At 72.1% G+C, this 14,336-nt stretch carries 10 protein-coding genes; 3 read left to right on the top strand and 7 right to left on the bottom strand.

Annotation, left to right across the window (positions count from 1 at the left end; genetic code table 11):
- The first annotated feature begins 241 nt into the window (after positions 1 to 241).
- Complete coding sequence (locus ABZV93_RS10735; protein WP_354933298.1) at positions 242 to 1,282, top strand: Gfo/Idh/MocA family oxidoreductase; 1,041 nt, start codon at positions 242 to 244, stop codon at positions 1,280 to 1,282.
- Between the two features lie 423 nt (positions 1,283 to 1,705).
- Here ABZV93_RS10735 and pgl read toward each other — a convergent pair whose 3' ends face one another.
- The 6 genes from pgl to tkt form a co-directional block, all read right to left on the bottom strand.
- Positions 1,706 to 2,488 carry a 6-phosphogluconolactonase gene (gene pgl / locus ABZV93_RS10730; protein WP_354933296.1) on the bottom strand — a complete coding sequence of 261 codons (783 nt, stop codon included), beginning with the start codon at positions 2,486 to 2,488 and terminating at the stop codon, positions 1,706 to 1,708.
- Positions 2,488 to 3,825: a glucose-6-phosphate dehydrogenase assembly protein OpcA gene (locus ABZV93_RS10725; protein ID WP_354933294.1), complete on the bottom strand. Its 1,338-nt coding sequence runs from the start codon at positions 3,823 to 3,825 to the stop codon at positions 2,488 to 2,490. The genes pgl and ABZV93_RS10725 overlap by 1 nt, the downstream gene beginning before the upstream one ends.
- Positions 3,822 to 5,360, bottom strand: a complete 1,539-nt coding sequence (gene zwf / locus ABZV93_RS10720) for a glucose-6-phosphate dehydrogenase (protein ID WP_354933340.1) — start codon at positions 5,358 to 5,360, stop codon at positions 3,822 to 3,824. Before zwf ends, ABZV93_RS10725 begins: the two co-directional genes overlap by 4 nt.
- A 95-nt stretch (positions 5,361 to 5,455) precedes the next feature.
- Positions 5,456 to 7,075 carry a glucose-6-phosphate isomerase gene (locus tag ABZV93_RS10715; protein WP_354933292.1) on the bottom strand — a complete coding sequence of 540 codons (1,620 nt, stop codon included), beginning with the start codon at positions 7,073 to 7,075 and terminating at the stop codon, positions 5,456 to 5,458.
- Positions 7,072 to 8,184 (bottom strand): transaldolase, encoded by a 1,113-nt coding sequence (gene tal, locus ABZV93_RS10710; protein WP_354933290.1) that lies wholly within the window; start codon positions 8,182 to 8,184, stop codon positions 7,072 to 7,074. Before tal ends, ABZV93_RS10715 begins: the two co-directional genes overlap by 4 nt.
- Before the next feature lie 30 nt (positions 8,185 to 8,214).
- Positions 8,215 to 10,320 carry a transketolase gene (tkt, locus tag ABZV93_RS10705; RefSeq protein WP_354933288.1) on the bottom strand — a complete coding sequence of 702 codons (2,106 nt, stop codon included), beginning with the start codon at positions 10,318 to 10,320 and terminating at the stop codon, positions 8,215 to 8,217.
- A 333-nt stretch (positions 10,321 to 10,653) separates the two neighbouring features.
- On the opposite strand from tkt, the gene ABZV93_RS10700 reads away from it, so the two are divergent.
- Both ABZV93_RS10700 and ABZV93_RS10695 read left to right on the top strand, forming a co-directional pair.
- Positions 10,654 to 11,664 (top strand): heme o synthase, encoded by a 1,011-nt coding sequence (locus tag ABZV93_RS10700; RefSeq protein WP_354933287.1) that lies wholly within the window; start codon positions 10,654 to 10,656, stop codon positions 11,662 to 11,664.
- Positions 11,665 to 11,842: 178 nt separating this feature from the next.
- Positions 11,843 to 12,628, top strand: coding sequence for a tyrosine-protein phosphatase (locus ABZV93_RS10695; RefSeq protein WP_354933285.1), 786 nt, complete (start codon positions 11,843 to 11,845; stop codon positions 12,626 to 12,628).
- Between the two features lie 43 nt (positions 12,629 to 12,671).
- On the opposite strand, the gene ABZV93_RS10690 is transcribed toward ABZV93_RS10695, so the two are convergent.
- On the bottom strand, positions 12,672 to 14,195 hold the full coding sequence (locus ABZV93_RS10690; RefSeq protein ID WP_354933283.1) for a DHA2 family efflux MFS transporter permease subunit: 1,524 nt from the start codon (positions 14,193 to 14,195) through the stop codon (positions 12,672 to 12,674).
- Between the last annotated feature and the right edge of the window lie 141 nt (positions 14,196 to 14,336).

The raw sequence follows: 14,336 nt of genomic DNA, 5'->3' as shown, positions 1-14,336 counted from the left end.
TCGGACGAAGACGAGGAGCGAACACAGCACCGGACCCGCCACCGTGAAGGCACCGAGCACCGACCAGCCGCGTGTCGCCACGTCACTCCTCCCGCACGGGGCCCGGAACAGGCACGGAATGCCCGAAGAGTCTTCCGTGCAAGCGGTTGCACGTCAATCGCGGACGGGACAGGCGTGCATGCCGATACCGGCAACCTGGCAGCGTTGTTCGTCCGTTCGCGGTGTGCAACCGTTTGCAGGCATGACGGAGAACGCGCGCCCTTCGGTCGGTGTGGCCGTGGTCGGTGCGGGCGTGATGGGTGCCGCGCACGCCGCGGTGGTGGCCGCCGATCCGCGCGCGAGGCTGGTCGGGGTGGCGAGCGTGCCCGACACCGCCGCGCGCGAGGTCGCCCGACGGCACGGCGCGGAGTTGGCCACCGACGACTACCGCACGCTGCTCGGGCGTACCGATGTCGATCTGGTCATCGTCGCCACCCCGGACCACCTGCACACCGCGATCGCGGTCGAGGCCGCGCGGGCCGGCAAGGCGATCCTGGTGGAGAAGCCGCTGGCCACCAGCCTGTCCGACGCGGACGAGGTGATCGCCGCCGTCGAGCGGTCCGGCGTCGCGGCGATGACGTCGTTCAACCACCGCTGGATTCCGAGCTACGCGCAGGCGAAGGCGGCGATCGAGGCGGGCCGGATCGGCCGGCCGCGGATGGCGTACGCCCGCAAGAACGACCGGATCCACGTACCCACGCAGATGTTGTCCTGGGCGGGCGACACCACCTCCGCGTGGTTCCTGTCCAGCCACGACATCGACCTGGTGTGCTGGTTCTTCGGCGAGGACCGCGCGGTCGAGGTGTACGCCACGGCCGTGCGGGGAGTGCTCGACGGCCGGGGCGTGCACACCCCGGACGCGATCCAGGCGCAGGTGCGGTTCGCCTCCGGTGCGGTGGCGACGTTCGAGTCCTGCTGGATCTACCCCGACACCTACCCGACGATGACCGACTCGTTCATCGAGGTGGTCGGCGAGCACGGCGTGGTGCACCTGGACCGCAAGGACGACCAGGTGGAGGTGGCCACGCCCACGGAGTTCGAGTACCCCCGCATCTCGATCATGCCGGTGCTGCACGGCGTGCCGGCGGGCGCGCTGGCGTACGCGGTCGGTCACATGATCGGCTGCGTCGTAGACGGGACTCCGCCGCTGGTCAGCCTGGCCGAGAGCCGGCGGGTGACGGCGATCCTGGCCGCGGTGCACGAGTCCGTCACCGTCGGCGGCCCGGTCGCGGTCGCGAGCTGAGCAGGCGTTCCGGGACAGGCGACGGATGAGCAGGCGCACAGGCAGGTCGGGCACCGGATGAGCAACGCTGCCCGGCGGCGGGACGTGGCTCCGACGATCCGCGAGGTGGCGGAGGCGGCCGGGATGTCGCGGGCCACCGTCTCCCGGGCGTTCGGCCGGCCCGAACTCCTGCGCCCCGGCGACGGTGGCGCACGTCCGCGCCATGGCCGCGGAGCTGGCTACCGCCCGACGCGGTGGCGCGCGGGCTGTCCACCGGCGCCACCATCGCGCTGGTCGTCCCGGACATCGCCAACCCGTTCTTCCCGCCGCTGGTGCGCGGTGCGCGGCAGGCAGCGGACCCGGCGGGGTACGGCGTCTTCCTCGGCCACCGCCCGGTAGGCCGGGCCGGCCGCGGGTCGGTGCCCATGGGCCATTGCGGCCGGGTCAGTGCTCGGTGGGCCGGGTCAGCTCGACGGGAAGTTCCTTCGCGGCGGAACGGTCCAGCAGCCACAGGGTGCGCTGCCGGCCGCGTACGCCCGCCGCGGGGATCTGCACCGGTCCGGCACCGCCCAGGGCGAGGCGCACGGCACCGGCCTTCTCCTCACCGGCCACCAGGAACCACACCTCGCGGGCGGCGTTGAGCGCGGGGAACGTCAGCGACAACCTGGTCGGCGGCGGCTTCGGCGCACCGTGCACCGCGACCACCGACTCCTCCTCCTCGTGCACCGCGGGATGCTCGGGGAAGAGCGACGCGACGTGCCCGTCCGGCCCCACGCCGAGCATGAGGACGTCGAACCGCGGAACCGGCCCGTGGTCCTCCGGCCGGGCCGCGGCGCGGAGTTCCTCGGCGTACCAGCGGGCGGCGTCCTCCGGACGGTCTCCCGCAGGCCCGTCCGAGGCCGGCATCGGGTGCACTCGGTCCGCGGGGATCGGCACGTGGTCGAGCAGGGCCGCCCGCGCTCCGGTCTCGTTGCGTTCGGGGTCGCCGGCCGGCACGAAGCGTTCGTCGCCCCACCAGACGTCCAGGCGCGACCAGTCGATGGCGTCCCGGGCCGGTGCGTCGGCGAGTGCGGCGAGGACGGCGGTGCCGATGCCGCCGCCGGTGAGGACCACGTGCGCGGTGCGCCCACCGACCTGGCCGTCGACCAGCCGGGTCACCAGGCGGGCCGCGACGGCGCGGGCCAGGAGGTCCTTGTCGGCGTGGACCACCACCTCGGGCGCACCCATCAGGCGCCGTCCGAGTCGGTACGACGGCGCGCCGACCGGCCGGCGCTCCTCGGGGCGGACGCCCGCTCGGCGGCGGCCTTCCGGCCGGGCGCCTTCTTCGCCGCCTCCCTGGCGGGGGCCTTCTTCGCGGCGGCTTCCTTCGCCGGCGCCTTCGTCGCACCGGCCTTCTTGGCTGCGGCCTTCTTCGCGGGTGCCTGCCTGGCCGCGGTGTCCTCGGCGGGGGCCTTCTTCGCCGCCTTCTTGGCCGCCTTCTTGGCCACCTTCCTGGCGGGCTCCGGCGCGTCCTCGGCAGGCGCGCGGTCGGCAGCCGACTTCTTCGCCGGGCGGGCCGGCGCGTCGGTACCGGTCGCTCCGTCACCGCCGGACCCGCTCGCGGAACGCTCGTCGGCGGACGTACGCACGGACCCGTTGGCCGAGCCCTTGCCCTTTCCGTGTGCCCGGTCGAGGAGTTCGGAGACGGTCTCGGCGTACACGTCGTCGGGGTCGAGGCGGCGCAACTCCTCGGCCAGCAACTCGAAGGTGTCCCGCCGCTTCAGGGCCACGTGGCGCTCGGGCTGGCCGGGCACGGAGTACCGCGCCAGCCGGCCGTCGGGCCGGGTGATGGCGATGTCGCCGGCGTCGGTGTGCAGCAGGGCCGCGGTGATGCCCGGCCCCCGGCTGGACTTCACCTTGGTGGGCACCCGCAGCCGCCGGCACAGCCAGGCGGCCAGCAGGTCGGCGCTGGCGTTGCCGCGCTCGGCCTCGACGGTCGCGCCGGTGATCCGGCTGTGCGGCTGGTCCAGCGCGGCCGCCATCAGGGCCCGCCACGGGGTGATACGGGTCCACGACAGGTCGGTGTCACCGGGCTGGTAGCTGCCGCAGTGGGAAATGAGCATCTCCAGCGACCGGCGCGAGGCCGCCGAGTCGGTCACCCGCCGCTGCGCCAACCGGCCCACGGCGTCCTGCGAGGGCACCTCGGGCGCCTTGTTCGGCCACCACACGACCACCGGCGACTCCGGCAGCAGCAGCGGCATCACCACCGACTCGGCGTGCCGGGCGAGCTCGCCGTACAGGCGGAGCAGGACGCTCTCACCGGAGCCGGCCTCGCCGCCGACTCTGACCTCCGCGTCCAGCCGGGCCGAGCCGCGACCGCCGCGGGGGATGACGCCGAGGATGCGGGACGGGTGTTCCTTCGCCGCCTCCATCGCCGCCCGGAGGGCGTCGTAGTGGCTGCTCTCGTCGGCGACGACCACCAGCGTGAGCACCATGCCCATCGCCGGGCTGCCCGAGCTGGCGCGCGCCCTGACCAGCGCGGAAGCGATCTTGCTCGCGGTGGTGCCGGACAGATCGATGATCACGGACGCCTCCAGGCCCGGCCGTCGCGGGCCAACATCTCGTCGGCGGACGCCGGCCCCCAGGTGCCGGCGGGGTACTGCTCGGGCTTGGTGTGCTCGGCCCAGTAGTCGACGATCGGGTCGAGGATCCGCCAGGACAGCTCCACTTCCTCGTGCTGCGGGAAGAGCGGTGAGTCGCCGAGCAGCACGTCGAGGATCAGTCGTTCGTACGCCTCCGGGGAGGACTCGGTGAACGCGCCGCCGTAGGCGAAGTCCATCGTCACGTCGCGGATCTCCATCTGGCTGCCCGGCACCTTCGAGCCGAACCGCAGGGTGATCCCCTCGTCGGGCTGGATCCGCATCACCAGCGTGTTGTTGCCCAGCTCCTCGGTCGCGGTGGACGCGAACGGCAGGTGCGGCGCCTTCTTGAACACCACGGCCACCTCGGTGACCCGGCGGGCGAGCCGCTTGCCGGTCCGCAGGTAGATGGGGACGCCCGCCCACCGGCGGTTGTCGATGTCCAGCTTGACCGCGGCGTAGGTCTCGGTCCGGGAGTCCGGCGGGATACCCTCCTCCTGGAGGTATCCGCGTACCTTTATCCCGCCCGCCCAGCCCTCGGAGTACTGCCCGTGCGCGGTGTGCAGGTCGAGCCGGCGGGGCAGCTGGATCGCGGCCAGGACCTTCTGTTTCTCCAGCCGCAGGCTGGCCGCGTCGAAGCTCACCGGCTCCTCCATCGCGGTCAGCGCGACGAGCTGGAGCAGGTGGTTCTGGATCACGTCGCGGGCCGCGCCGATGCCGTCGTAGTAGCCGGCCCGGCCGCCGATGCCGACGTCCTCGGCCATGGTGATCTGCAGGTGGTCGACGTAGTTGGAGTTCCAGACCGGCTCGAACAACTGGTTGGCGAAACGCAGCGCCAGGATGTTCTGGACGGTCTCCTTGCCGAGGTAGTGGTCGATGCGGAAGACCTGCTCGGGGGAGAAGACCTCCGAGACGATGGCGTTCAGCTCGCGTGCGCTGGCCAGGTCGTGCCCGAACGGCTTCTCCACCACGACCCGTCGCCAGTGGTCCTCGCCCTGGTCGGCCAGGCCGTGCTTCTTCAGCTGGCGCACGGTGACCGAGAAGAACTTCGGTGGCACCGAGAGGTAGAAGACGTGGTTGCCGTTGGTGCCGCGTTCGCGGTCGAGGTCGTCGATGGTGGCGCGCAGCCGCTCGAACGACGCGTCGTCGTCGAGCTCGCCGGGTACGAACCGGAAGCCCTCCGACAGCTGCTTCCACACCTCTTCGCGGAACGGCGTCCGGGCGTACTCCTTGACCGCGTCGTGCACGACGCGCTCGAAATCCTCGTGCTCCCAGTCGCGCCGGGCGAAGCCGACCAGGGCGAACCCCGGCGGAAGCAATCCGCGGTTGGCGAGGTCGTAGACGGCCGGCATCAGTTTCTTGCGGGCCAGGTCGCCGGTGACGCCGAATATCACCAGTCCGCACGGGCCGGCGATGCGCGGGAGCCGGCGGTCCTGCGGGTCGCGCAGCGGGTTGGTCTCGGCCGTCGTCACCGCCGCCATCGGCCGGTGCAGGGGCTCGGTGTCGGCCGGTACCCCCACGATGTTGGAGCCGGCGCCCCGCTGGGAGCCGGCCTCGGTCCTTCCTCCTGCGTCGGTCATGTGCGCACCTTTCCGGCCGCGTCCAGCAGCTGGGTGAGACCGGCCGACCGGTCGGTCAGGTGGAATCGCAGGGTGGGGAATCCCTTGTCCCGCAGAATGCCGAGGTCGCCGACGGCCTGGGCGTAGATCAGCTGCCCGAAGGTGTACGGCCGGCCGGGGACCTCGAGGTCGTCGGTGACGGCCCCGGTGATCTCCACGAACGCGCCGTTGGGGTGCCCACCCTTGTGGTACTGCCCAGTCGAGTGCAGGTACCTCGGCCCGAAGCCGAAGGTCACCTGGAACGGGACCGAGGCGGCGAGGGCAGGACGCAGACGGGCGGCCTCGGCGTCGGCGTCGCGGTCGAGGTAGGCCAGCAGCGCGAGATAGCCGTGGTCGGGCACCGCCTCGACGATGGCGGCCAGGGCCTGTTCGACGGTGCTCGCACCGGCCAGCACCTTGTCGTCGCCGTAGACCTCGACCGCGCCCTCGACGAAGGCGGGGGATGAAGCGGACTCCTGCGTGGGCGGCTGGTCCAGCAGCGAACGGGCGGCCTTCTTGGCCTCCTCGACGTTGGGCTGGTCGAAGGGGTTGATCCCGATCAGCCGGCCGGCGACCGCGACCGCCGTCTCCCACAGCTGGAACAACGCGCCGAGCGAACCGTCGGTCACGACCAGACCGGGCACGGTCTGCTCGGGGGCGCCGATCGCCACCGGGGTGACGTCGGGTCCGGGGTTCGCCCAGCCGGGGGTGGTGGCGGAGGTGCCGCCGACGTCGACCGGCAGCAGGCCGCGGCCGAGCTTTCCGGTCGACTCGGCGATGAGCTGCTCGGCCCACGCGCCGAACCCGGTGACGGAGGTGGTTCCCTCACCCAGCACGACCTTGTCCCGACCGGCCTGGTGCCCGGCGCCCAGAGCGGCGCCCAGGGCCAGGGCGGGGTTGTCGGCGCTGTCCTGCGCCAGCGTCGGGAGCACGGCCTCGGCCTGATCGAGCAACTCCGCGACGTCGGCGCCTGCCAGCCCCGCCGGAACCAGCCCGAAAGCGGTCAGTGCGCTGTAGCGGCCGCCGACGTTCGGGTCGGCGAGGAACACCTTGCGGTAGCCCTCACGTTCGGCGAGCTCGGCGAACGGCGAGCCCGGGTCGGTGACCACGACGATCCGGCTGGGGCCGTCGATGCCCGCGTCGGCGAACGCCTTGAGGTAGGCCCGCCGGTGGCTGTCGGTCTCCACGGTCGACCCGGACTTGCTCGACACGACCAGGACGGTGCGGTCGAGGTCCTGGCGGATCGCCCGCGCGATGACCGACGGGTCGGTCGAGTCCAGCACTGTCAACGGCACGTTGGCGGTGGCGGTGATCACCTCCGGCGCCAGCGACGAGCCGCCCATGCCGGACAGGACGATGTGGTCCAGGCCCTCCTGGCGCAGCTGCGCCTGCAGCGCCTCGATCTCGGCCAGCAGCGGCCGGGACGTACGCGGGAGGTCGACCCAGCCCAGCCGGACCGACGCCTCCGGCTCGGCGTCCGGGCCCCACAGCGTGGCGTCCTTCGCGGCGAGCCTGGAGGCCACCTGGTCCTCGACCAGCCGGCTGACCGTGTCTTCCGCGGGCCGGGTGACCTCGACGGTGAGCCCTTCGGCGCTCACTTCTTGTTTCCCCCCTCGAGCGCGGCGCGTACGGTGTCGAGGAGTTCCTTCCAGCTGGCCGCGAACTTCTCCACGCCCTCGACCTCGAGCTGCTCGACCACCTCGTCGTAGCTGATGCCGAGCTTCTCCAGATCGGCGATCACCTGCCGGGCCTCGTCGTAGCGGCCGCGCACGGTGTCCCCCCGTACCTCGCCGTGGTCGGCGAACGCGTTCAGCGTGGCCTCCGGCATGGTGTTGACCACACCGTCGGTGACCAGTTCGGTGACGTAGATCGTGTCCGGCATGTTGGGGTCCTTGGTGGAGGTGGACGCCCACAGCGGCCGCTGCGGCTTCGCACCGGCGGCCGCCAGCGCCTTCCACCGGTCGGAGGAGAAGACCTCCTCATACGCCTCGAACGCCAACCGCGCGTTGGCGATGGCCGCCTTGCCCTTCAGGGACTTGGCCTCGTCGGTGCCGATCTTGTCCAGGCGCTTGTCGTACTCGGTGTCGACCCGGCTGACGAAGAAGGACGCCACGCTGCCGATGCGGCTCAGGTCGAGGCCCTTCTCCTTGGCCTTCTCCAGCCCGGTCATGAACGCGTTCATCACGTCCCGGTAGCGCTGGAGGGCGAAGATCAGCGTGACATTGACACTGATGCCCTCGGCGAGCGCGGCGGTGATCGCCGACAGCCCTTCGCGGGTGGCCGGGATCTTGATGAAGAGGTTGGGCCGGTCGACCAGCCACCACAGGGCGCGTGCCTCGGCCACGGTCTTCAGGGTGTGCTTGGCCAGGCGCGGGTCGACCTCCAGCGACACCCGGCCGTCGACGCCGTCGGTGCGGTCGTAGACCGGGCGCAGGACGTCGCAGGCCCAGCGGATGTCGTACGTCGTGATCGCGCGCACGGCCTCCTCGAGGTCGACGCCCCGGGCGGCGAGATCGCGGGTCTGTTCGGCGTAGTCGTCGGCGTTCCCGACCGCTTTGGCGAAGATCGTCGGGTTGCTCGTCACTCCGACGACGTGCTTGTCGGCGACGAGTTCGGCGAGGTTGCCGGTGGAGAGGCGGCCACGCGAGACGTCGTCGATCCAGACGGCCACGCCCGCGTCGGACAGTGCGGCAAGTCGGTCGTTCATCGAGTCTCCTTAGCTGTGTGGGTGTCGGGCTCAGCCGCGTACCGCCGCCAGGCTCTCCCTGGCGGCTTGCGCCACCGTGCCCGCCGTAAACCCGAACTCCTCGAACAGGGTCTGGTAATCCGCCGAGGCCCCGAAGTGTTCGATCGAGACGATCCGGCCGGCATCACCGGCGAAGCGGTACCACGGCTGGGCGATGCCGGCCTCGACGCACACCCTGGCCCGCACGGTCGGCGGGAGGACGGTGTCGCGGTAGGACTTGTCCTGCGCGTCGAACCACTCCACGCACGGCATCGAGACGACCCGTGCCGCGATGCCCTCCTCGGCGAGTTGCTCACGGGCGGCCACCGCCATCTGCAGCTCGGAGCCGGTCGCGATCAGGATCACGTCGGGCACCGCGTCACCCGGTGCGTCGACCAGGACGTAGCCGCCGCGGCCGACCTCGCTCGCCGGCGCGAAGCCGCTGCCCTCCGAACGGTCGAAGGTCGGGAGGTTCTGCCGGGACAGCGCGAACCCCTTGGGGCTGTCGGGCCGGGAGAGGGCGAACTGCCACGCTGCCGCCGTCTCGTTGGCGTCGCCGGGGCGGATGATCTGCAGTCCCGGAATCGCCCGCAGCGAGGCGAGGTGCTCGATCGGCTGGTGGGTCGGCCCGTCCTCGCCCAGGCCGATCGAGTCGTGCGTCCAGACGTAGAGGACCGGCAGCTGCATCAGCGCCGCCAGCCGCACCGCCGGGCGCATGTAGTCGCTGAACACCAGGAACGTCGCGCCGTAGGGCCGCGTCCCACCGTGCAGGGCGATGCCGTTGAGGATCGCGCCCATGCCGTGCTCGCGGATGCCGAAGTGCAGCACCCGGCCGTACCAGTCTCCGGCGAACTCCTTGGTGGAGTACTCCGGTGGGATGAACGACGGCTCGCCGTCGGGCGTGGAGTTGTTGGATTCCGCGAGATCGGCCGAGCCGCCCCACAGCTCCGGCAGCACCGGGGCGAGCGCGGAGATCACCGCACCGGAGGCCTTGCGGGTGGCGACGGCCTTGCCCGCCTCGAACGTCGGGATCCGGTCGGCCCAGCCCTCGGGCAGCCGGCGCTCGCGCATCCGGTCCAGCAACTGGGCGCGCTCGGGGTTCTTGGTCCGCCAGGCGGAGAAGGCGCGGGTCCAGTCCCGGTGCGCCTGGCCGCCGCGCTCGCGCACCTTGCGTACGTGCTCGAGGACCTCGTCCTCCACCACGAACGTCTTGTCCGGGTCGAAGCCCAGGATGCGCTTGGTCGCGGCCACCTCGTCGGCGCCGAGTGCGGCACCGTGCGCCTTGCCGGTGTTCTGGGCGTGCGGTGCGGGCCAGGCGATGATGGTGCGCAGGACGATCAGCGACGGACGGTCGGTCTCGGCGATCGCCTTCTCGTAGGCGTCGTACAGCGCCTGGACGTCCTCGACGTACTCCTCGGAGCGCTTCCACTCCACGGTCTGCACGTGCCAGCCGTAGGCCTCGTAGCGCTCGGCGACGTTCTCCGACAAGGCGACGGTGGTGTCGTCCTCGATGGAGATCTTGTTCTCGTCGTACAACGCGATCAGGTGGCCGAGCTTCTGGTGACCGGCCAGCGAGCTGACCTCGTGGCTGATGCCCTCCTCGATGTCACCGTCACTGACGATCGTGTAGATCCGGTGGTCGAACGGGCTCTGGCCGGCCGGGGCGTCCGGGTCGAGCAGGCCACGCTCGCGGCGGGCGGCCATGGCCATGCCGACGGCGTTGCCCAGCCCCTGTCCGAGCGGCCCGGTCGTCGTCTCCACCCCTGCGGTGTGCCCGTGCTCGGGGTGACCGGGGGTGCGGCTGCCCCACTTGCGGAAGTGTTTGAGGTCTTCCAGATCGAGCAGGCCGGCGAAGAAGAGCTGGATGTAGAGCGTGAGGCTGGTATGTCCGGCCGAGAGCACGAACCGGTCGCGCCCGATCCAGTCGGGGTCGGCCGGGTCGTAGCGCATCAGCCGCTGGAAGAGGAGGTACGCCGCGGGCGCCAGGCTCATCGCGGTGCCGGGGTGGCCGTTGCCGGATTTCTCGACCGCATCCATGGCGAGCGCGCGGATGGTGTCCACCGCCCGCTTGTCCACGTCGGTCCAGTCGAGGGGGGCAGGTGCGTCGCTGGAAGTCATACGGCTGATCGACTCCTGTCAGAGGATGCGGAAGCCATCATTTGCGAGCCTACCCACGTGCGGATCTGCTCGCGCGGCCGCGCCGTCCACCGCGCGACCCGCTCGGAGCGAGATCGTTGCCGCGCGGTGCGGCGCAGTCGTCGGGTCTACCCCGCCCGGGACGCCGGAACCGTGCCCCACCTTCGCCGATGTGCCCGAACTGTGGGGGTATGAGCCCCGGCCGGCGGGCCACCGCAAGCCCGGGGACGGCCCACCGGGGAACGGCTCCTAGACTTGCGGCGATCGTGCGGCCGGACCGTCCGGCCGATATGTACTCCTGGTGACGAGGTGTTCGTGGCGGCAGTCGACTCCGGCCCCCTCGCTTCTGGCCCCACCACCTCGGGGTCGCACACCTCGGGCCACCACTCCGCGGGGCCGAATGCGGGTGACGGAGGCACCTCCCCGCCGCGCCGGGCACACTGGCGCGACGTCGTGTCGGCGTACGTCGCGCTCACCAAGCCGCGCATCATCGAGCTCCTCCTCGTCACCACCGTGCCGGTGATGTTCCTCGCCCAGCGAGGCGTCCCGTCGCTCGGCCTGGTGCTCGCCACGATGATCGGCGGCATCGCCGCCGCGGGCAGCGCCAACACCCTCAACTGCGTACTCGACCGCGACATCGACGAGCGGATGCGCCGCACCCGCCGCCGGCCACTGCCCCGGCACGCGGTGGGCCCGCGTAACGCCGCGGTCTTCGGCATCGTGCTCGGCCTGGTCGCCACGCTGTGGCTGGGCTTCTTCGTCAACTGGCTGTCGGCCGGGCTCGCGCTGGCCGCGAACGCGTTCTACATCCTCGTCTACACGCTGGTGCTGAAGCGGCGTACGTCACAGAACATCGTGTGGGGCGGCATCGCGGGCTGCTTCCCGGTGGTGATCGGGTGGACGGCGGTGCGCGGGTCCCTCGACTGGGCGCCGCTGGCGCTGGTGCTGGTGGTGTTCTTCTGGACACCGCCGCACACGTGGACGCTGGCGATGCGCTACCGCGAGGACTACGCCGAGGCCGGTGTGCCGATGCTGCCGGTGGTCGCCACCGAGCGCGCCGTCGCCTGGCAGGTGGTGGCCTACTCCGCCGCCACGGTGCTGGCCTCCCTGGCGCTGTGGCCGATCGCACCGACCGGCTGGTTGTACCCCGTCGCCGCGGCCGTGCTGGGCGCCGTCGTCATGGTGGAGGCGTTCGCGCTGGTACGCCGGGTGGCACGCGGGGAGTCCGGGACCGCGCTGCGGCCGATGCGCTTCTTCCACTGGTCCAACCTCTACCTCGCGCTGCTGTTCGTGGCGGTCGCGCTGGACCCGCTGATCACGCGCTGAGCCGGTCGGTTCCGCGGTACTGGTTCGGTGCTGGTTCTGTGCTGGTTCGGTACTGTTCCGAGGCCCTGACCGTTCCCGAACACTCACCCCGTACCGACGCTCCCGCTGCGTAGGCTGGGGGCCGGTCGCCGCGCGCCGGGCGCGGCGGTGAACGGGCAGTGAGGGGTGCACCGCACAGATGGCTGGTACGGCAGCGCACGGTCCACAGAACTCTTCTTCCGGCGACGTGAAGGTCGCGGTCGACCTGGACGGCCTTCCGTCCCGGCACCTCGACTGGCCCGACTGCCGCAATGCGCGTGACCTCGGCGGCCTGCCGACCGGCGACGGCCGGGCGATCCGGCACCGCGCGCTGATCCGCACCGACAGCCCGCACCGCCTCACCGAGCAGGGTGTGGCCGCCGTCCACGCGTACGGCGTGAGCCGCGTCATCGACCTGCGCCGGGACGTCGAGTGCGAGCGAGCGCCCAGTCCGTTCGCCGGTACGCCGCTGCACTGTCACGTGCCCGTCCAGAACCCCGCCGACCCCGACCACGAGTGGCTCACTCTCGCCGAGATCTACACGGCGATGCTCGACCTGCGGCCGAAACTGTTCGCCACGGCCGTGGCCGCGATCGCCGACGCCCCGCCCGGCGGGGTGGTGGTGCACTGCGCCGGGGGTAAGGACCGCACCGGGATGGTCGTCGCGATGGCGCTGCACCTCGCCGGCGTGGAGACGGCCACCATCGCCGCCGACTATGCCCTGACCGAGGGCCGGCTCGCGGAGGAGAACGCCGCCACGCTCGCGGCCATCAGCGATCCGCGGGTGCGGGAGATCATGCGCGGGCTCCAGCCGACGCCGCCGGAGGTGATGCTGACCACGCTGGATCACCTGGACAGCAGGTACGGCGGAGTGGCGAGCTACCTCGAACGCGGCGGGTTCGGAGCCGACCGGGCACAGGTGCTGCGGGACCGGTTGGTCGGCTGAGGTCCGGCCCCGCCGGTCGGGCCCAGGTCCCGAAGGGCCGGGGTCAGCGGGTGGGCCGCGCCTCGTGGGCGCAGCGGGTGGCGGGGTCGCCGCAGCACTGCTGCAGCCCGGCCAGCGGGTGGTGGTCGACCGGTGTTCCGCGGCGTACGGTCGCCCACGCGACCAGGCCGCCCGCCGCGCACACCACCGCCGCGATCACCATCGCCCGGCCGTAGCCCGGCCCCAGCGGGCCGCCGCCCATGGCCACGCCCGCGACCGGCGGCAGGATCGCCACCGCCAGCAGGCCCGCGGTGCGCGCCACCGCGTTGTTGACGCCCGACGCCGTGCCCACCCGCGCCTCCGGCACCGACGCGAGCACGGTGGAGGTCAGCGGCGCCACGGTGATCGACAGGCCCAGCCCGAACACCACGACCGAGGGCAGCACAACCGTCCAGTACGACGTACCCGGCACGATCCTCGCCATCAGCGCGAGGCCCGCCGCGGCGACCAGCGGCCCGATCGTCATCGGCAGCCGGGGGCCGATGCGCTGGGCGAGGTCGCCGATCCTGGGGGAGAGCAGCATCATCAGCACCGTCAACGGCAGGTTGGCAACGCCCGCGGCCAGCGCGGAGTAGCCGAGGGACTGCTGCAGTTGCAGCGCCAGCAGGAACAACGCACCGCCCAGGGCGGCGTACACCGCGAGCGTGGTGAGGTTGGCGCCGCTGAACTGCCGGGAGCCGAAGATGTCCAGCGGGAGCAGCGGATCGGGCGAACGCCGCTCCACCAGCGGGAAGGCGACCAGGCCCGCGACGCCGAGGACCACCGCGACGATGGTCGCGGGCACCCAGCCTTGGGCGGGTGCCTCGATCAGTGTGTACGTCAGGCCCGCGAGTCCCGCGACGACGCAGACGGTGCCGAGCACGTCGAGCCGATGGGCCCCTGTCGGCGCCCGGCTCTCCGGCACGTGCCGTACGGTCAGCGCCAGCGCGACCACGGCGATCGGGAGGTTGATCAGGAAGACCCACCGCCAGGACGCGGCCACCACCAGCCAGCCGCCTACGAACGGGCCGACCGCCGCGGCCACGCCGGTGAGGCCGGCCCAGGTTCCTACTGCCCGGCCCCGGTCCTCGGAGTGGATCGAGGCGTCGATCAGGGAGAGGCTGCCGGGCACGAGCAGGGCGCCGCCGACTCCCTGGGCGAGCCGGGCGGCCACGAGTACCGGCCCGGTGGGCGCCAGCCCGCAGGCCAGCGAGGCGAGCGTGAACACGACCAGACCGAGCGTGAACATCCGCCGCCGGCCGTACCGGTCGCCGAGCGCACCGCCGAGCAGGAGCAGCGCACTGAGAGTGAGCAGATAGCCGTCCAGCACCCACTGCTGGACCAGCAGCCCGCCGCCGAGGGAGCGCCCGATGGCGGGCAGCGCGATGGTGACCACCGTGCCGTCCAGCAGGGCCATGCCGGAACCGAGGATCGCCGCGGTCAATACCCACCGCCCGGTGGCGGAGGCGAGGGACACCCGGCGACCGTCGGTGGCGGCTCCGGAACCGCCGGAGCCGGGGGAGCCGCCACCGGGGGCGGTGTTGCTCATGGTGGCCGAGCCTACGGAACCCGCCAGTGGCCGCGATGGGCCACCTGGGTATGATTCCTCTGCGACGGCGTCCGCCGTCTCTCCTGTGGGCGAGCCGCCCGCATGGTCGCCCTCCGAGCGTTGTCCCGTTTCCGCCTGCCA

It is taken from the genome of Actinopolymorpha sp. NPDC004070, assembly GCF_040610475.1.
Classification (GTDB): Bacteria; Actinomycetota; Actinomycetes; order Propionibacteriales; family Actinopolymorphaceae; genus Actinopolymorpha.
The sequence above is the reverse complement of the archived record's forward strand: the minus strand, read 5'-3'. Positions and strand labels throughout refer to the sequence as shown.